Annotated in this window: 13 protein-coding genes; 4 read left to right on the top strand and 9 right to left on the bottom strand. The window is 34.2% G+C overall.

Annotation, left to right across the window (positions count from 1 at the left end; all coding sequences use genetic code 11):
- Positions 1–220 precede the first annotated feature (220 nt).
- Positions 221–1,684 carry an amidase family protein gene (locus CIB95_RS10665; RefSeq protein ID WP_094924989.1) on the top strand — a complete coding sequence of 488 codons (1,464 nt, stop codon included), beginning with the start codon at positions 221–223 and terminating at the stop codon, positions 1,682–1,684.
- 111 nt (positions 1,685–1,795) lie between these two features.
- Positions 1,796–2,668, top strand: coding sequence for a metal-dependent hydrolase (locus CIB95_RS10660; RefSeq protein ID WP_094924988.1), 873 nt, complete (start codon positions 1,796–1,798; stop codon positions 2,666–2,668).
- A gap of 57 nt (positions 2,669–2,725) precedes the next feature.
- Here the strand turns inward: CIB95_RS10660 and CIB95_RS10655 are convergent, their stop codons facing one another.
- The 5 genes from CIB95_RS10655 to CIB95_RS10635 all read right to left on the bottom strand — a co-directional run bounded on the left by CIB95_RS10655 (position 2,726) and on the right by CIB95_RS10635 (position 9,061).
- Positions 2,726–4,144, bottom strand: coding sequence for an alanine/glycine:cation symporter family protein (locus CIB95_RS10655; protein WP_094925237.1), 1,419 nt, complete (start codon positions 4,142–4,144; stop codon positions 2,726–2,728).
- Between the two features lie 183 nt (positions 4,145–4,327).
- Positions 4,328–5,137 (bottom strand): P-loop NTPase family protein, encoded by an 810-nt coding sequence (locus CIB95_RS10650; protein WP_094924986.1) that lies wholly within the window; start codon positions 5,135–5,137, stop codon positions 4,328–4,330.
- A gap of 174 nt (positions 5,138–5,311) precedes the next feature.
- Entirely contained in the window at positions 5,312–6,511 is a 1,200-nt protein-coding gene (locus CIB95_RS10645; protein ID WP_094924985.1) for a dicarboxylate/amino acid:cation symporter, read from the bottom strand.
- A gap of 147 nt (positions 6,512–6,658) precedes the next feature.
- Positions 6,659–7,738 carry a hypothetical protein gene (locus CIB95_RS10640; protein ID WP_094924983.1) on the bottom strand — a complete coding sequence of 360 codons (1,080 nt, stop codon included), beginning with the start codon at positions 7,736–7,738 and terminating at the stop codon, positions 6,659–6,661.
- A gap of 57 nt (positions 7,739–7,795) precedes the next feature.
- A complete protein-coding gene (locus CIB95_RS10635) occupies positions 7,796–9,061 on the bottom strand; it encodes an MFS transporter (protein ID WP_094924982.1) in 1,266 nt (421 codons plus the stop codon).
- Positions 9,062–9,207: 146 nt separating this feature from the next.
- Here CIB95_RS10635 and CIB95_RS10630 point away from each other — a divergent pair, with 146 nt between their 5' ends.
- On the top strand, positions 9,208–11,313 hold the full coding sequence (locus CIB95_RS10630) for a sensor domain-containing protein (RefSeq protein WP_094924980.1): 2,106 nt from the start codon (positions 9,208–9,210) through the stop codon (positions 11,311–11,313).
- Positions 11,314–11,346: 33 nt separating this feature from the next.
- Here the strand turns inward: CIB95_RS10630 and CIB95_RS10625 are convergent, their stop codons facing one another.
- The 4 genes from CIB95_RS10625 to CIB95_RS10610 form a co-directional block, all read right to left on the bottom strand.
- Complete coding sequence (locus tag CIB95_RS10625; protein ID WP_094924979.1) at positions 11,347–12,678, bottom strand: YjiH family protein; 1,332 nt, start codon at positions 12,676–12,678, stop codon at positions 11,347–11,349.
- A 238-nt stretch (positions 12,679–12,916) separates the two neighbouring features.
- Positions 12,917–13,846: a manganese-dependent inorganic pyrophosphatase gene (locus tag CIB95_RS10620; RefSeq protein WP_094924977.1), complete on the bottom strand. Its 930-nt coding sequence runs from the start codon at positions 13,844–13,846 to the stop codon at positions 12,917–12,919.
- Positions 13,847–13,951: 105 nt separating this feature from the next.
- Entirely contained in the window at positions 13,952–15,394 is a 1,443-nt protein-coding gene (locus tag CIB95_RS10615; protein WP_094924975.1) for a DEAD/DEAH box helicase, read from the bottom strand.
- Positions 15,395–15,587: 193 nt separating this feature from the next.
- On the bottom strand, positions 15,588–16,937 hold the full coding sequence (locus CIB95_RS10610; protein ID WP_094924973.1) for a dipeptidase: 1,350 nt from the start codon (positions 16,935–16,937) through the stop codon (positions 15,588–15,590).
- A gap of 239 nt (positions 16,938–17,176) precedes the next feature.
- Between CIB95_RS10610 and CIB95_RS10605 the strand changes: the two genes are divergently transcribed.
- A complete protein-coding gene (locus CIB95_RS10605; protein WP_094924971.1) occupies positions 17,177–20,422 on the top strand; it encodes an SNF2 helicase associated domain-containing protein in 3,246 nt (1,081 codons plus the stop codon).
- Positions 20,423–20,671 lie beyond the last annotated feature (249 nt).

Below are 20,671 nucleotides of genomic sequence, written 5' to 3'. Positions count from 1 at the left end.
CATTTTCCTCCTTATATCTATTTTTAAAACTACTTTACAGTATGTTTTTAATATGATAACAAATATTGTATCACAGGTGTTAGCGGAATATTAAAGATATAAATTACGTTTATGTAATAATCTTAAAAATGTTACATGGAAATGGCTTATGCTACACTTATGTAAAAGAAATTGTTGTAAAAGAACCTTTAAAGCTATTACTAATTAAGGAGTGTTAATAATGATAAATTCCAGACTAAAAAAATTTAGTGAAACATGGTTACTAGAAGCTTCTATTTCAGACATTCAAGAAGCAGTTGATCAATCTGTAGTATCTTACAAGGACATCGTATTAATGTATCTGAGCCGTATAAGTATGTTTAACGAAAAAATAAATGCTGTTTTAGAAATTAATCCCGATGCTGTTTTCATTGCCGAGGCACTTGATACAGAAAGGATGCAAAAAGGTAAGCGTGGGATGCTCCACGGCATTCCTATACTACTAAAAGATAATATCAACACAAATGATAAAATGCATACAAGTGCAGGGTCAATAGCACTGCAAGAAAATGTGGCAAGTGAGGATGCTCATATTGTAAAAAAACTTCGCGAAGCTGGCGCGGTTATTCTTGGAAAAGTAAATATGACTGAATGGGCAAACTTTATGACCGAAGGGATGCCAAGTGGATATAGTTCCCGTGGTGGTCAAGTAATGAACCCTTATGGACCAGGAATTTTTGATGTAGGTGGCTCAAGTAGTGGCTCTGGAGCTGCAATTGCAAGTAACTTTGCAATGGTAGCAATCGGTACAGAAACTTCTGGTTCTATATTAAGCCCTGCCAGTTCTAATTCAATCGTCGGCATCAAACCTACCGTTGGGTTAGTTAGTCGATCTGGAATTATTCCAATCTCTAATAGTCAAGATACAGCTGGCCCGATGGCAAGATCTGTTACTGACGCAGCAATTGTATTATCAGCTATCTCAGGGGTAGACGACACGGATATTGCTACGAAAACAAACAATTTAGGAGATACAGAATATTCTACTTTCCTCGATGATAAAGGACTAAATGGAAAGACAATTGGTGTGTTGAGGGAACCTGCATTCTCTTATTTAAATGAAGAAGAAATGAATATAATGGATGTGGCAATAAATAAACTACGTGAATGTGGTGCTACAATTATTGATAATATTAAAATTCCTTCAAGTAATGTGGAACTTGGATACGAAACTTTAATATATGAATTTAAAGTTGATTTAAATACATATCTACAAAAGACAAGTTCTAATGTATCTATCAAATCTTTAAAAGACTTAATAAACTTTAATCACGAACATAAGGAGCAAATGTTAAAATACGGCCAATCCTTATTGGAAATGTCTGAAGCAACTACTGGAACGTTAACTGAGCCTGCATATATTGAAGCAAGAGAAAAAGATCTGTACTGCTCGCAAGAAAATGGAATCGATGCGGTGATGAAGCAGTATAATTTAGATGCAATTATTACTCCGAACAATTTTGGTGCTGGGTTACCGGCAAAAGCTGGTTATCCTTCTATCACAGTACCAGCCGGCTATACAAAAGAAGGTAAACCTTTAGGTATAACTTTTACTGCTAGTAAATATGAAGAAGGTAAGCTACTCGAAATTAGTTTTTCATATGAACAAGCTACAAAGTTACGCAAGGCACCTATTCTTAATTAAGCTTTGAAAACACTAGATGCTCTAGTGTTTTTCTTTTTAACCTAAATCAAAAGCAATCGCATACAATAATAGAGTACGATAAATATTATTATAACTATTGAAGGTGAGTTTATGGACACAATCACTCATACGTTATTCGGGCTGACAGCTTATAGCGCTGTAAATAAAGATCAAAAGTCAAAAAAAGAAAAACATGCCTTATTATTCACAGCTATAGCCGGGAGTAATATTCCTGATATCGATGTCATCATGCGTGTTACTGAAATTGGACGTATCATGGACCTCATGTGGCATAGGGGAATTACGCACTCTTTATTAATGATTCCGATATGGACCTTGTTGCTTATTTGGCTTTGCTCTTCCATCTGGAAGGTGAAAAGTAAAGCAATTAATTTCTTAACATTTTTCTCTGTTAGCCTTCATGTTCTTTCTGACGTTTTAAATACATGGGGTACTGGATTATTAGAGCCCTTCTCGTCTATACGGATAAGCCTTGGGATTATATCTATTATTGATTTTGTTATATGGGGATTAATCATGTTAGGTTTTATTTTATCTTACTTATTTAAATCTATTATTTCACGAAGCAAAGTATTTAAATTCGTCTGGGTGGGCATTGCCATCCACATAACATTCCAAGGAATGCTTGGCTATAGGGTCTATCAATCTAGCATTACTAATTATGATGAAGTCGTTTTACGTGCTGAGTTTATTCCATGGCATTTTACTGTTATCGGTAGAAAAGAAGAAACGGTTGAGCTGTCATCTGTTAGCATCTTTCGAGAGAGACAAATGACTCATACATTAATTTCCGATACCAATGCAGATCTACAGTGGCTTTTCAAACAAAATCCAAAAGCGAAGGTTTTAATGGAGTGGGCACCGTTTGTTATTATTAAAGATTCTAATGATCAAATAGGAATATATGACCCTCGATTTTTTATGGACGGCGAGTCTTTCTTATACGAATCTGCAAAAAAATAAAACAACCACTTTGTCCCAAGAAATGGCAAATGTGGTTGCTTTTTTGATGTTTACTTATTAATTTTCTTTTTGTCCTTTTGGTTCCCAAGCTTCTACATTTTCTAGCCCTTCAATACTGTCAGCATAAAAGACAGGGTCTTTTCCAGCTTTTCTTTGCTTCATGTAGTCTTGTAATACTTTGAAGGCAATATTTCCCAAAAGTGCGATTGCTATTAAGTTTATAATCGCCATAAACGCCATTGATAAATCCGCAAGGTCCCAAACAATTTGTAACTTTGCAGTAGCACCCCATAATACAATTGCAATTACTGCAACTCGATACGTTAAAAGTAACTTATTGTTGTTATTAATAAAACTAATATTCGTTTCACCATAATAATAACTTCCGATAATTGAACTAAAAGCAAATAGCAAAATAGATATGGCTATAAATCCGTTTGCCCAAGACCCTACGTGAGAGGTTAACGTTCCTTGCAGCAAGGCAATACCGTCTAACCCTTCCATGCCACTACCATATCCTAATAAGATAATAAATGCAGTAGCACTACAAACGAATAATGTATCAACAAATACTCCTAATGTCTGAATAAGCCCTTGTTTTGCAGGATGGCTTACAACTGCTGTAGCTGCAGCATTCGGTGCACTACCCATACCAGCTTCATTAGAGAATAAACCTCGTCTGACGCCGTTCATAACAGCCGCACCGATAGTACCACCTACAACTTCTTCTAAACCGAATGCACTTTTAATGATTAAGCTTAAAACCGCTGGAATTTCTGTTATATTCGTAATAATTACAAATAAACCAATTAATAAGTAAAACAAAGCCATAAATGGCACGACAATCTCTGACACTTTAGCAATTCGCTTTACACCACCGAAAATAACGAGTCCAGTTAATATTGCAACTCCGATACCCATTACCTTTTCATCGATTCCAAAAGCAGTATTATAAGCGGAAGATATTGTATTTGCTTGAACCGCATTAAAAACTAATCCGAAAGATAACACTGTGAAAAAAGCGAATAATATACCTAACCATTTTGCTTTAAGTGCTTTTTGCATATAGTAAGCTGGTCCACCTTTGAAACCATCTTTATCTTTTACTTTATAAACTTGTGCTAAAGTACTTTCAATAAAACTAGTTGCTCCTCCAAGTAACGCTACAATCCACATCCAAAAAACAGCACCTGGCCCCCCGGCTGTTATAGCAATTGCTACTCCTGCTAAATTCCCAGTACCTATACGCGTCGCTGCCCCAATACAAAATGACTGGAAGGACGATACACCTTTAGTACCATTTGCTGTTACAAGCGCCTTGTCAGTTAACAAACGGAACATTTCACCAATTAATCTAAATTGAACAAATTTAGTGCGATATGAAAAATAAAGCCCTAATCCCAATAATAGTGGGATCAATACATTTCCCCACCAAAAACTGTTTTGACCATTAATCCATTCATGAATAACTTCAATTATTAATCTTATTTCCTCAATCACAGGTGCTCACTCCAAGTTGTATTTTTTTATTTTTCTGACTAATTAAAAAGTATGGTTTTTACTATACAGTAAAACAAGCTATATTTCTATTATTTTTCACCTGTAATTTTATGTCACTACAAAAAAAGAATGCTTCTTTAGAAACATCCTTCTCATTAATTATAAAGATCCTATAAACTTCAATTTCTCTACTTCCCTTTTGTCTTCTACACCATCAATAATTCGCTTCATATCTATTAGGACTTTCTTTAATGGCACAAACACTCCCTTTTGCCCAGTAAAAGTTTCCGCTACAAAGAAAGGCTGTGTTAAGTACGCTTCAATTCTTTCACCGCGTTTAAAAATTTTGTCGTCTTCTCCAGTAAATTTTGTTATACCTTGAGTACTTACCTTTAATCGCAGTTCTTGGTAAAGACTAAGTATCTTATGTGCTTGCTCTATTACTAATAGTTGCTCTTTATTTAATAAATGACTAGGCATTTCCGTGGCATATGATTTAACCGGGTCAATTGCAGGATATATATATCTTTGTGCTAACGTTGCATCAAAATGCCACTCAGTTAACGAAGACCGTTTAGCTTGTTGAGAATTCCCATCTAAGTCTATATATATTGTTGTAAGTGAGTGAACCGCCATTTCTTGTAGACTTTCATTAGTTTCAACCCAAACACTATTTGCAAGCCCTGTAAAAAGTAATACTTCCTTCTCTGCGCCACTCTCTTTTAAAATTGACATTACTTCTGCACGGTTCTGGCAAACATAATCAACTTCCTTTTCTATCTCGATAAATTCAGCGTAATTCCCTTCAGATTTCAATAAGACAGTAAGAAACCCTTCCTTTTTCATACGAAAAATTAGTTCTAAAAGAACAACTACCTGACCCATCCCAGAGCGCGCAAATATTCTCACAGTTTCACCTTTTGTTATTGGAGCAAAAACATCGATCACTTTAATGCCTGTTTCTAACATAATCTCCAGCTCCTTATCCTTTTGTTTTATTTCCCCTTATCTTTGAGAGTAATAAAAATTACTTAATAAAGCAATTAATTTTACTTCTAAAAGTAATTTTGTTTACTTTGCGGGTAAAAAAATAACCTAATCTATAAAGATAAGGTTATTTTTTCAAGGTTAGTTTATATTTACTTACGCCTTTTCAGACTTTGAAATGATGACAGCACATGCTGCATCTCCTGTTATATTAACTGCCGTACGTGTCATATCCAAAATACGGTCAACTCCTAATACAAGTGCGATAGCCTCAACTGGTAAACCAACGGATGTTAAAACCATCGAAAGCATAATTAAGCCGACACCAGGGACACCTGCTGTACCGATACTTGCTAATGTCGCCGTCAAAACTACTGTTAATAAAGCACTTAAGCCTAATTCCACGCCATATACTTGTGCAATAAATATGGTTGCTACCCCTTGCATAATAGCCGTTCCATCCATATTAATTGTTGCTCCTAACGGTTGAACAAATCCACTAATACTTTTAGGAACCTTTAAATTGTTTTGAGCAGTTTTCATAGATACAGGTAATGTTGCTGAACTACTAGAAGTACTAAAAGCAACAATCATTGCAGGGTAAAACCCTTTAATAAATTTCACTGGATTGAATTTGCCCAATAAGGAAACTGCAGAGCCATAAGTGAAAACTAAGTGAATAAATAAGACTAAGACTACTACAAACATATATTTACCCATTGCCGAAATGGCATCTATTCCCTGACTTCCGATTGCAGTTGCAATTAATGCAAAAGCACCATATGGAGCAAATTTCATGATTGCTTGTACTAAATACATTAAAACTTCATTTAATTGCTCAACAAATCGTAACACTAGATTTACTTTTTCTCCTAGACGAGCCATTCCAAAGCCAATGAAAATCGAAAACGCAATAATTTGAAGCATTTTCCCTTCAACCATTGCACCGAATGGATTAGCTGGGATAATATTTATTAGCGTATCAATTACCGGTGGTGCTTCTCTTCCTTCAAAAGTTGCACCATCCAGCTTAAAGTCTCCTGCACCAGGTTGAATAACAGATGCAATTCCTATCGCTAAAACTAGAGCAATCGTTGTTGTGATTAAAAAGAATGCAATCGTTTTAAACCCTATTCTGCCCAACTTTTTCGGATCACTAATTCCTGCTGTTCCGAGTATGAGAGAAACCACTACAATCGGTACAACTAGCATTTTAATTAAATTAACAAAGATTTTCCCTAATGGATATAGTATGTAATTATTTATCCCTTCAAATACTTCTGGAAATGGATTAAGAGCTACTCCTACTACTATTCCTAAGAACATCCCCAATAATATCTTTTTTGTTAAAGACATGCATCTTCCTCCTAAATTGTAATTTGGATACCTTATACAAAATACGACATTATTTAAGTCTATCTACAATTTAATAAAGTTTCAACTATTAGAATCTTATTAGAATAGTTTGTCGTTTAATAAGATACCCTGATGAGGATAAAAACTTTACGAAATATCTATATTCTTCAACATTTTTATTAAAGCAGGTAATCTTTCTACCATCTCATCTTTCGTGCCAAAGCGAATTTCCATGCTTTTTGATAATTCACCAGAAATTAGTTGATAATGATCAAAACATAAGTTTGCTAACTTGAGAAACTGTTCTTTTCGGACCGCCCTTTTTATATCAATACTTCCTCCAGAATATCCTTCTAAAAACCCGTCTGCAACTTGATTTAATTCGATATTATATTGATGAAACCGATGTTTTTCATATCTTTTCGTATTATAAAATGTAGGGAAAATGGCTTCATAACAATTCATTACATTTCCTGCTAGGGAATTTCCATCATACAATATTGGCAATGGATCAATAACAGCCAATTTTCCACTATTAAACAATAAATTTTCAGGGGAACAATCTTGATTTGTAAAAGCTACTGTACGTGCATCAATTGTTCTTTCCTTCAGACATTCTAAGTGCTTTTCCTGCAAACCATTTTCTTTAAATCTTTTATCCCAATTACATAATGCTTCATAATCAGAAATAAGTTCATCATTTTCCTCTTCCATCGAAGTAGATACATCTGTTTTTAGTTGACCTTCTATCTCACTTCCATTCCAAGATAGATATCCAAATCCTTGCAAACCATGATCTAATTCATGCATACCTCTAAATAGCTCTCCTGTCTGAAAACCTAGATCAAAGGCATCTTCATTAGTTAGACTAGACAGATCGACAGTGCTCCCTTTATATGTCTCGAGCGTATACGTGTTATTTTCTTCTGCATGATACGTGAAAAATTCTGGACATACGCCACTTCTTACCTTATTTGCTAACTCATAATATTTTTTCGTGCCTCCGTATTCAGCATGAACAGTCTTCTCACAAAATTCCACTTTATCTCCGTAAACTGAAATCACTTTTGGAAACCTTAAAACAAACTTTTCATTCGAACGTAAAGTTAGCAAATACGCATCATGCCATGCACCTTCACCTAAATAGGACACTTCACTTCCATCTTTTAAAGGTTGAAATCCACTATTTATCAAGGCATTATCTATTTTTTCCAATGGATGTTTCATCTTTTTCCCCATTTCTCTGACTATTAAATTCACATGGATCTTTTAGTACATAATCTATTAATTTAATTCTCTTAACTCTTTAAACGAAATTAAAACAAAGGTTGAATATACGACTACTAAAGCAGCACCTACAGCCATAATAATATGAATTGAAATTCCTAATGATAGCACAAAGGAAGTTATAGCAAAGGAGACTGGTATTAATCCCATTGAAGCTAGTGAAATTAGACCCATTACCCTCCCTAAAACTTTTTCTTCAATAACACTTTGAATTGCTGAAACTGTTGGAATATTTGATCCTGACAAACAAGCGCCAAATAACCCCAATATAATCATACTGACCCATAGTTGTGTGGTGAAACTTACGCCAATAAACAGCATGCCACCGATAATAAGAAGGGTTAATCCAATCAGACCTCTTTTTCTACTTAAATTTAATACAGCGACTACAATAGAACCTACTAACATCCCAACAGCTAAGCCTGCTTCAAGTAAGCTAAAAGCCAATGCATCACCTTGTAATATGTTTTTAACAAATAACGGAAGACCCATTGTCATTGGTCCAACTATAAAAAGGTTCATAAAAACTGTCGTTAATATAACTAGTGTTAATAATCGAGAATTTTTCACATAGGAAATTCCTTCTTTGAATGTTTCCCAAAAAGATTGACCTTCTGTTTCATTTTTAGCTGATGCTTTTGAAACTTTCATAAATGATATTAATATACTCGCAATGAATAACATAACCGCAGTTGTTCCAAAAACAACTTCATAGTTTCCAAATGCAATAATGAGGCCTGCAATCATCGGAGCAACAATAAATGAAGATTGACTCGTCATTTGAATAATTGAATTACCTCTAGTTAAATTTTCACTTTTAATAATGGTAGGAAGAATCGCTCCACTTGCTGCCCAAAAGAATGCATCCAAAATGCCAAAAAAGAAGGCAATAACGACAAATGTCCACAATGTTATCTCGCCAAAGAAGAACCAGGCAACTAACCCTATTAAAAGAACACTCCGTGAAAAATCAGATATAAACATTATTTTCGTTTTGCTATACCGGTCAGCAATTGTCCCACTTATAACCATAAATAATAACCTTGGAATACTTGATGCGATAAAAATTAAACCTAATGATGCTTCTAGGTTAAGCACTTGCACCACATACCAACTTTGTGAAAATAGAAAAAACGATATGCCAAAGCTTGATAATAATGCTGCCCCCCATAACAATAAGAAGTTTTTATTTTTAAATATAGATGCCTGTGCTTCTTCTAACAATAAGTTACCTTTAGCTGGTGCCGTTTCGGGATTAGACATTGACTTAACCTCCACATGAGTAGTTATAAACTCATTGTAAAGAAAATTCTAACTTTCGTATATAATCTTTAGAATGATTTATCCTCCGCCTAAAGGAGGAGTCTTGTTAATCTTGTTTTTGCTACAACTGAATAGTTTACCTTATATTGCTAAAACTACTTTTAAATAGCTCCTCGCAAGAAGGTGATAGTATTTTATACGGTAAGGAACTTAAAAATCATTTAAAACAGCAATTAGGTAGTTTTTTTGATGTCTTTCATAATTATCCTGATTATATTTTTGTTATTGATGCTCTAGGTGACATAATCGACATAAATAAACTATTTCCCGGGTTTGAAAAGGAAGAAATTATTGGTCAATCCTTTTTTCAATTTATCGGCAAAGACAATCAACATTTTGGTAAAGTTAAATTTCAACAAGTTCTTTTAGGCCAAACAAAAGAATTAGGCATTCACATTCCTTTCCCAAGTGGTGAAATTAAATATTTACATGTTACAGCTGTACCTTTACTTATCGACGGGAGTATTTCAGGAATATACGGTATTGCTAAAGATATGACGATTGAGATGAACTTAAAAAAGGAGTTAGATTACCAGAAGGAAGAATATAAATCTTTTTTTGAATATCACCCTGATGCAATTTATAAAATTGATTTAAATGGCAACTTTATGTCAGCAAATCCAGCCTCAGCCAAGTTGACTGGATATAGTACGGAAGAACTTATCGGTAAGCCTTTCAGACCTTTAATTTACCAAGAAGATTTAACTAAAACAGAAGATAACTTTATTAAAGCAATAAATGGAATCCCACAAAATTACACGGTCCATATCATCCATAAAAGTGGCGAACTATTAAAAGTTAATATTACAAATATTCCTATGTTAGTTGAAGGTAAAATAAATGGCGTTTACGGAATTGCAAAAGACATTACGGAAAATGAAGCACTTGAAATAAAAACTAGACATATGGCATTTCACGACTTTTTAACAAATTTACCTAACAGGTGGCATTTAGAAACCTTTTTTACTAATTTAGTAAGTAATAGTAGTCAAGATGAGCTTTTTGCTTTGTTATTCATTGATGTTGATCGCTTTAAAGACATTAACGATACATTTGGTCATCATGCTGGCGATGAGTTAATAATAAAAGTTGCAAATTCATTAACAAAGCTCTTTCCTAAGCAATTTATAGCAAGAATTGGTGGAGACGAGTTTATTATTATTTTTGAAAATACTACTAAACGCGCTGTTGAAAATGAGGCAGCACGAATCATTAACAATAGGTCCAATGAGTTTGAAATTGAAGAACAGAAAATTAATATCACCTATAGTGTTGGTATTCACCTTTTTACTCACTTACAAGGAAACTTAAATGATGCAATAAAAAAAGCTAGTGCAGCAATGAACTACTCAAAAAGGTTAGGTAAAAATAGATTTCATTTTTATTCTGAAGAGTTAAACGAGTTAATTAACAACAAATTTCTTTTAGAAATGAAACTACGAGAGGCAATTAGAAAACAAAAGTTCATGATCTATTATCAGCCGAAAGTGGACCTGCACTCTAATGAAATTATAGGTGCCGAAGCATTGCTACGTTGGTGGGATGATGAGTACGGATTTATTCCCCCGTCCGAATTTATTCCAATAGCTGAGGAAGTTAATTTAATGGATGATATCGGTAAATTCGTTTTAGAGTCATCATGTCAACAATTAAGTAAGTGGTTAAACCTAGGGTTAAAACCTATTATTATGTGCGTTAACCTTTCCCCTTGTCAATTTTTACAAGAGGATTTAATCGAGGAAGTACAACAAACATTAAAATCAACGAATATACCTAACCATCTTCTAAGCTTAGAAATAACAGAGGGAATAGCAATAAAGTTTCTATCGCAAACCATCGAAAAATTAACTTTATTAAAACAGTTAGGTGTTAAAATTGCGCTTGATGACTTTGGAACTGGTTACTCTTCATTAAATTATTTAAAACAACTTCCATTATCTATATTGAAAATAGACCGTTCTTTCATTCTTGATATAGAAACTAACATTCAAGATCAAGCAATCACGCGAGCTATTATTACAATTGCAAGAAGTTTAGGGTTAACGGTAGTTGCTGAAGGAGTGGAGACCGAGGGGCAATCCCTCTTTCTAAAAGAAGAAGGCTGCAATGAGGCACAAGGGTTTTATTATAGTAAACCTATACCAGCAGACGAAATGGAGAAATTATTAAGAGAAGGGTTGAAGGAAAGCTAAATCAAGACAACTTTCCTTCAACTTTTTTTACAACTAAAATAACCAATATGCAATTGGTGTTGCTATAATTAGCGTTAAAATAGTCCTTTCTACCCAAATCACTAGTAACTTAGGAATACTAACAGGAATGTCTGTAGATAAAATACAAGGAATTAATGCTGAGAAGAACAAGATTGCTGATACCGAAACTACACCTATGACATATTTCGTTACCATTGAAGCATTAGCAACTAATAACGCTGGTAAGAACATCTCGGCAATTTCAACAGCAGCAGCTTTAGCAGCAAGCATTGGTTCAGGTAAAAATGCAGTAAACGGGTAGAAAATATAACCTATAATATCAAAAATTGGTGTGTATTCTGCAATTACTAAACCTAATAATCCAATTGACATAATAGATGGTAAAATACTCATTGTCATAATAAAGCCATCTTTTAAATTTATCCATATATTTTTATGGAGCTTTGGTGTATTTTTCACTGCTTCCATTGCACTTTCCCACGCTCGCGCAAAACGTTTTTCTTTAATAACCTCTTCCGGTTGACCTTTTCCGCCGTTTATATACTCTTCGCTAACTTTATTTAATGGCCAAATTCGAACTGTAATTGCCGTAACGATAAAAGTTATTGCTAGCGTACTCCAGAAGTAGGCATTCCAGTGCTCCATTAATCCTAAAGTTTTTGCTACAACAATCATAAAAGTCGCCGATACCGTTGAAAAACCTGTTGCAATAATCGTCGCTTCTTTTACTGTATACTTGCCTTCCTTAAACACACGATTTGTAATTAATAGTCCAATCGAATAACTTCCTACAAAGGAAGCAACTGCATCAATTGCTGACCTTCCTGGTGTCTTCCAAATTGGACGCATGACTGGTTGTAAAATAACTCCTAACAACTCTAGTAAACCATATCCTACCAATAACGCTAAGAAAATAGCACCAATTGGAACTAATATTCCAACAGGAATAACGAGTTTTTCGAATAAAAATGGTCCCATTCCAGCCGCCATTAACCATGCAGGTCCTAATTCAAATAAAATTAGAATAGAAGAAAGTAACCCTAACACTTTAAACATTGAGAAAGTAATTGTTACTTTGTCTTTATTCCATGTTTTCGTTACAAATGGATAAATTGCACCTAAGATAATTACAAGTAAAGCATAATATGGGACCACAGTGGGAAGGGAAGTTTTTACGTATGTGACAAGATGATCAAGTGGAATAGAAGACTTTTCGTTAATAGTAATAGGAATAAAAAACATAAAAATACCGATTGCACTTAAACAGAAAAACTTTACTACATGCAGTGCATTACGAGTAGCAGGCTGAGAGCCTTTTGAAACACTTGAAACGTTTGTGCTCATTACATTTTTCCTCCTTTTTTGTAATAGTATTAGAAGAGTATATTTGGTTACTTGTCCCAATAATCCCCTTCTTTCCTATTACTATGAGAAAGTCAAACATGACATGCCATGTAATTCATAGTCTCTTACTAGTTAAACTTATTAGTGTGACTAGTAATCAACACCTTATAAAAAAAACATAAAAAAACTGATCCATTCGAGCATATCACTCAAAGAATCAGCTTTATTTATATTGTTGCTATTTTGTTAAAGCCTCTGTTAAATAAGGAACTACTTGTTTTTTTCGTGAAACGACGCCTTTTAATAAAGCCGTATTATTTTCAAGCTTTACGTTAAATGCTCGTTCAACGCCTTCAGCTTGATTGCCTAAAGCAAGTGCTACAGAATCATTGTTTAAGATGTCAGTCACAACGAATAAGAATAAATCTAAGCCTCTTTCATCGATGCGAGAACTAATAGCCGCTTCGAACTCACCCTGCTTTGATAGTATATCATTTGTATCAACTGTATTAACTTGGCCTACTTCTACTTTGTAATTCCCAATCGAGAAGTCTTTTGCATCAAGTGTAAGCAGCTGTTCGATTGTTTTATCACTTAAATCCGCTCCAGCTTTGAGCATATCAAGTCCATAACTTTCAGCATCCACACCAGCAATTTCAGCTAGTTCATGTGCAGCAGCAACGTCTTGCTCTGTACATGTAGGTGATTTAAACAAAAGTGAGTCGGAAATAATCGCTGATAGCATTAATCCTGCAATCTCTTTTTTAATTGTTACGCCATTTTCTTTATACATTTTATTTAATATTGTTGCTGTACAACCTACTGGCTCACAACGGTAGTAAAGAGGATCACTCGTTTCAAAGTTAGCAATACGGTGATGATCAATTACTTCTAAAACTTTTACATTTTCAATATCATTGGCACTTTGCTGACGTTCATTATGATCAACTAAAATTACTTCTTTAACTTCTTTTGAAACTTCTTCCACTAAACGCGGCTGCTCAAAATTAAATGTATCTAATGCATATTGTGTTTCTCCATTTACTTCTCCTAAGCGAATAGGTTCAACGTTCATACCTAGTTCCTTCTTTAAGTCCGCATAGGCAATTGCTGAACAAATTGTATCCGTATCTGGGTTTTTATGCCCGAAGATAAATATCTTCTCCATAATCTCATAACTCCTTCTATCAGTTTTAATATGTATTAAGTTATATCTCTAGAAAATATTCTATCATAAGCGCTTACTAATTTTTATTAAAAATATTTAAAGCAATTATTTTTTAGCTTCATGAACCTTTAATTGTTTTCCCTTAATCGTCGTCTTTTTCATAGTTTTTAACACAAGCGGACCTTTACCATTTAATATTTCCACATAGGAATGGTTTTCTTGAATTGTAATGATTCCGATATCAGCTGCTGATATACCTTCAATTTTGGCAATTGTGCCTACAAAATCTACCGCTCTTATTTTTTTCTTTTTACCTCCATTGAAATAAAGTTTCATAATTCCTTTATTTAGATTACTACTTTTGTCTTCTTTTATTTCAGGCTTTTCATTTAGTTTTCTTTCGAATTCTTCTCTTAATTTAAACACTTCATCTTTTGCGGGAGGCATTTCCTCAGGGATTTCAAAGCCAATATATCCCTCAATCTCTTTTATATACTTATCTTCTCTAGGTGTAGCAAACGTGATTGCTTTACCGGCATTACCAGCACGACCAGTTCGTCCTGTACGATGAACATAGCTTTCTTTTTCAAGTGGGATATCAAAATTAATGACATGAGAAATATTTTCTATATCAATTCCTCTTGCCGCAACATCTGTAGCAACTAAATATCGGAATTCTCCTCTTTTAAAATCATTCATTACGTCAAAGCGATCTTCTTGTACCATCCCACCATGGATTTTATCGACAGGATAATGCAACTCATCTAGTTGATCAACCAACGTGTCTACTTTTTCTTGCGTTCGGCAAAAAATAATACAACTTTCTGGATTTTCGACCGTTGTAACATCTTGAAGAATGTTCAGTTTATCCTCTTCATTCACTTTAATTAAAACGTGCTCAATATTCTCGGTAGTAATACCAGTTGCTTTAATTTCGATATTAGTTGGCTTTTGCATATACTTATAGCAAAGGTTCTCAACATCCTCTGGCAATGTTGCTGAAAAAGTAAGCGTCACTCTATCTTTAGGTAACTTTTGAATGATTGCTTCCACTTGTTCAATGAATCCCATATTAAGCATCTCGTCCGCTTCATCTAAGACAAGAAAGTCCAAGTGGTCTACGTGTAATGTTCCTTTTTCAATGTGGTCTAGTACTCGCCCAGGAGTACCTACAACAACATGGGTCTTCTGTTTCAACTCTAATTTTTGTTTTGCAAACGGACTTTTCCCATAGAGGGCAGTAGCTTTTATACGTTTAAATCTTCCGATATTTGAAATATCTTCCTGTACTTGGACAGCAAGTTCTCTTGTCGGTGTTAATATTATTGCTTGGGGCTTATTTTCTTCCCACTTTACTAACTCACAAATTGGAATACCAAATGATGCAGTTTTTCCACTTCCAGTTTGTGATTTTACGACAAGGTCTTTCTTTAATAAAGCGCTAGGAATTACTTTCGCTTGTACTTCTGTTGCCTCTTCGTAACGCAAACTTGCTAGCGCTTTGACTATTTCTTCACTTAAATTAAAATCCGTAAACTTATTATTCATCTAAGGTCCTCATTCTTTTCTTTAGTATGTTTAGTTTTATAATTTTCGACACTTCAAGTTTGTATACATTTGAACCTTTATGGAAAACATTTTTATGCTAAGAAACACATTGCTTAAGTAGAACTCTCATTATAACATTCGTCAGGCACGTCAAACAAAAGCCTCCTAAGTTAGGAGGCTTTAAAATATAGTATTATAATGTTTGGAAATACTCACAAATTGTTTCTATACCTTTTGAAAAGTTCTCTAAATGGAAGTGCTCATTTGGAGCGTGTATATTCTCATTAGGTAAGCCGAATCCCATTAACACTACTGGCGTGTTTAATACTCTATAAAATACTTCCACAATCGGTATAGAGCCACCTGCTTTAGGATATAGCGGCCTTACACCATACACTTTCTCATATGCATCCGCTGCTTTTTGAATCATTGGGTCATTAGAGTCTAAAGAAACAGGGTCTCCAGTAATTAGTTTCTTAAGCTCTACTTTTGCACCTATTGGTGAATTTTTTGTAATGTGTCTTTCAATATACTCATAAACCTTATCTGGCTTTTGATCTCCTACTAATCTACAGGAAATTTTAGCACTTGATTCACATGGAATAACCGTCTTAAAACCTTCACCGTGAAAGCCACCAACTAAACCATTTATTTCAAGTGTTGGACGAATGCTCACTTGTTCTGCAGGTGTATATCCTACTTCACCAAAGAAATCCTCTATACCTAATTCTTGTTTCATTTTCACTTCATTGAAAGGTATTTGAGCTACTTCTTCTTTAATTGTATCTGCCGGAGTTGGAACGCCTTCATAAAAATCTTGCACGGCTATTTTTCCGTTTTCATCATGAAAGGTATCAAGTATTTTTACGATGCTATGTACAGCATTAGGGACAGCTCCACCATATGATCCTGAATGGAGATCAGTGTTTGCTGTTCTAACTTTCAACTCCATCGCTAGCGCTCCACGTAAGGATGTACAAATAGCTGGTTGACCTTTATCGATAAGTGACGTATCAGATATTAAAACTGCGTCTGCTGCTAATTTTTCTTTATTTTTATCTATATAAGGCGGTAGATTAGGGCTTGCTATTTCCTCTTCACCTTCAATGCAAAATTTAATATTTACAGGTAAAGTTCCGTGTTTTTTCATTAATAATTCAATTGCTTTTAAATAAAGAAACATTTGTCCTTTATCATCTGTCGCACCTCTTGCATAAATTTTTTCGTCCCTAATAGTAGGCTCAAAAGGTGGTGTTTCCCATAATTCAAGTGGGTCTATTGGCTGTACATCATAATGACCGTAAATCAACACAGTTGGCTTTTCTTCTGCATGAAGCCAATCGGCATATAATATCGGGTGACCTTTTGTTTGGATTATTTCGATATTTTCCATTCCAATGTCTTCAAGTGATTTTGCCAACCAACTTGCTGCAGCTTGTACATCTTCCTTATGTTCCGGTAGCGCAGAAATACTCGGAATTCTTAGTAACTCTTTTAATTGCTCTAGAAAACTTTCTTTATGCTGTTCAATATACTCCTTCACACCTTAACCTCCTTCACATTATTAACTAATATTATACATTAAACTTCTTCTTTCCTACCCAAAGGAGAAATAACAAGGATTGTAGCATACTATGTAGAAGAGTTATTAAGCGTAAATAATGATGTTCTTGCAAATTTTTGTTGATTCATTCATTAAGGTATAATGTTTAGTAAAGCATTTTTTCTGTAAATAACCAAAACCAAGTAATTAAAGCCAAAGAAAAAAGGACTGTCTTAAAAATGTTAAGTATCGAAATAATTAAGAACATGTTCCCAGATTCGTTTTACCGAAGAGGACTCCAATATTATCACCAATTCCGTGTTGAACAGCTATCTAATTCTGAAAAAGATGGTCATTGGACAGCAAAAGTTGCCGGAAGTAAATTATATAACGTAGAAGTAGATATCTTTGAGGATGAATTTTTCTACAACTGCACGTGCTCTGCATATGAGGAATATCAATCATGTAAGCATTGTGTAGCAGTACTATTAGAAATTGCAAATAAATTAGGAGAAAAGTCGACTGTAAATAAGCTAAAAGTGAGTGAAACAAATACACCTCTTTTTAGTGATGGTAAAGAAGAGCAACAGATAAAAAGCGAAGATTCATTAAGTCAACTTTCGACGAACTTAATTGACCTTTTTGCTGAAGATGACTTTGAATCAACTACTTCAACGATTGGGGAACCTATAAAAGTTGAATATAGCTTAAAACCTGATTATAACCAAGCTAACGGTACACTTTTTACTGTAGAGATGAAAATAGGAATTGAACGACTTTATGTTGTGAAAAACTTAAAGGAACTATTAGATTATATCGAAAATAAAAAGGAATATTATTTTTCAAAATCATTTTCCTATGATCCTTATCTTCACTCATTTCATAAGGAAGACTTAGAAATATTCCAATTATTAGCTAAGATTAATAAAAGTGAGACTTTTTTTAATTCAAGATCTGCATGGAATATATCAACGAAGCAAAAAGGGATAACGCTTCCTCCTTTATTTGCTGATGAGCTTATCTCTTTATTACATGAAAGAAATTGCAAATTACAAAATGGAGATGAGGAATTTAACCATTTTAAGTGGACGAGCGAAAAACTTCCTTTTACATTCTCTCTAATACAAGAGGAAGAAAATTACTTATTGGAATTACAAAAATCGAGCCTAGTCGAATATATGAGTAAGTATGGTTATATGCTAGTAGATAACGCTGTTTACAAGTTAAGTGACCAACAACAACAGGTCATGCACCGTATAAATAATAGTATTGATTTAGAAAGCACAACAGCTATTCCGATAAAACAAGAAGACATTGGATTATTTCTCTCACATGTTGTCCCAAGTTTAGAAATGATTTGTAATGTAGAAATGTCTCCAGAAGTGAGAAGCTCCATTACAAACCCCCCACTTGTGGCCAAGCTCTTTTTGGAGATTGATATCGTTCGTATTACTGCTAAACTCGAATATCATTATGGGGAAGACATTATTTTACCTTTTAATGAAGAAAACATTAGCAATCAAGAACAAATCTTAATTCGCGATGTGAAAAAAGAGCGTAAGATAATGAAATTAATCGAACTTTCTTCTTTTAAGTTTAATGGGGTTGACCTCTATTTAGAAGACGATGATGATATTTTTACGTTTCTTTATGATATTTTACCTAAGCTCGAAAAAATAGTTTCGGTATTTTCAACTGGGGAAGTATCCCCTTTATTAAATAGGGAGCAAATAAAGCCAGAAATTCAATTAGACCTGCAAACTAACGCAAACTACTTTGAAGTAAACTTTGACTTTACGGATGTAAACCAAAATGACATTCAACAGATTATTAAGTCAATCATTGAGAAAAAAAGATATTATCGTCTCCAAGATGGGAGCTACATACCATTAGAAGAGGATACTTTTCATCCAATCGGTGATTTATTTCGCGAACTTAACATTGCACCAGAAGCTGTTAATAGTGGGAAATTAACGTTACCGAATTATCGTAGCCTGCAAGTGGAGGAGTTAGTCTCTAGAAATAGAGGCGTCCATTATAATAAAGCTTTTGAAAAACTAATTGCAGATATAAAGAAACCAAGCAAAAGTAATTACCCTCTTCCAAAAACTTTAAATGCTGACTTACGTGACTATCAAATTGTAGGATATCAATGGTTACGTGGATTAAGTTACTACCATTTTGGAGGCATTTTAGCTGATGATATGGGGCTAGGTAAAACGTTGCAAGCGATTGCCTTTCTCTTGGCAAAATGGGAAGAAAATAGCGCAAGCGCGCAACCATCTCTTGTCGTTTCACCTGCCTCACTAGTGTACAATTGGCAAAACGAGTTTAAAAAGTTCGCCCCAAACCTTAAAGTGAAAGTTATTCAAGGAAGTAAAAGTGAACGGGAAAACTTAATTAACGACATTGAGAACTGTGATGTGTTAATTACTTCGTATCCATTAGTACGCCAAGACTTTGATCTATACAATGAGCATGAGTTTTCAACTCTTATTTTAGATGAAGCACAAGCTATTAAAAACCATATGACAAAAACAGCTAGAGCTATTAAAACGATTAGAAAAAGTAATTGTTTCGCACTAAGTGGTACACCAATTGAAAATTCATTAGATGAACTTTGGTCTATCTTTGATGCAATATTGCCAGGTTTCTTCCCGAACAAAAAAACGTTCGGCTCTCTTTCACAACAACAAATTTCCAGAATGAGTCGCCCATTTATTTTGCGCAGATTAAAGAAAGACGTTTTAAAAGAACTACCTGATAAAATTGAGACAGTACACACTTCCGAATTAACGAAAGAGCAAAAAGAATTATATCTTGGTTACTTAGAAAAAATACAAAGTGAAGCTGCCTTAGCAATGAGCACGAATGGCTTTCAAAAGAATCGCATGAAAATACTTGCTGGCTTAACTAGACTTCGTCAACTATGTTGTCACCCATCGCTTTTCATAGAAAACTATGAAGGAGAATCTGGCAAGATGAACCAACTTCTAGATATGGTTGATAATGCGTTAGAAAATAAGCAACGGATACTAATTTTTTCACAGTTTTCTAGCATGCTTAAAATAATTCATACGCAGCTAAGTAATAAAGGAATTGAACCCTTTTACTTGGATGGCAATACTCCTTCTAGTAAACGAGTCGAATTTGCCGAACGCTTTAACAATGGCGAAAAAGAAATCTTTTTAATCTCCCTAAAAGCTGGTGGAACTGGATTAAATTTACCTGGTGCAGATACAGTTATTTTGTATGATTTATGGTGGAATCCCGCTGTTGAGGAGCAAGCTACCGGAAGAGCGCATAGAATGGGGCAGAAAAAAGTTGTCCAAGTTTTTCGTTTAATTACAAACGGAACGATCGAAGAAAAAATCTTTTCGTTACAACAGAAGAAAAAGGAACTAATTGAAAACATCATTCACCCAGGTGAAACGATGTTCTCTAGCTTAACTGAACAAGAAATTCGAGAATTATTAAGTGTATAACAAATAAATAATTAAAATTATCGACAGAGCTCTTAAAAGAGTTCTGTTTTCTTTTTTTTACGACAAAAGTCCTTAAAATTGAAATATAAATTTAATATATATTATCTGTAAATGCCGAATAGTAGGTGGTACAATAGGATTATATGTCAGTTTTTGTTTATTATTAAATTTTCCGACATTTTTAAACTATATTTGCTTTTCAGACTATTATATTTTCGGACAGACAGTTTTTAATAGAAGTAATCGAAA

The sequence above is a fragment of the Lottiidibacillus patelloidae genome (genome assembly GCF_002262935.1).
GTDB classification, from domain to species: Bacteria; Bacillota; Bacilli; order Bacillales; family SA5d-4; genus Lottiidibacillus; species Lottiidibacillus patelloidae.
This window is presented reverse-complemented; position numbering and strand designations above follow the sequence as displayed.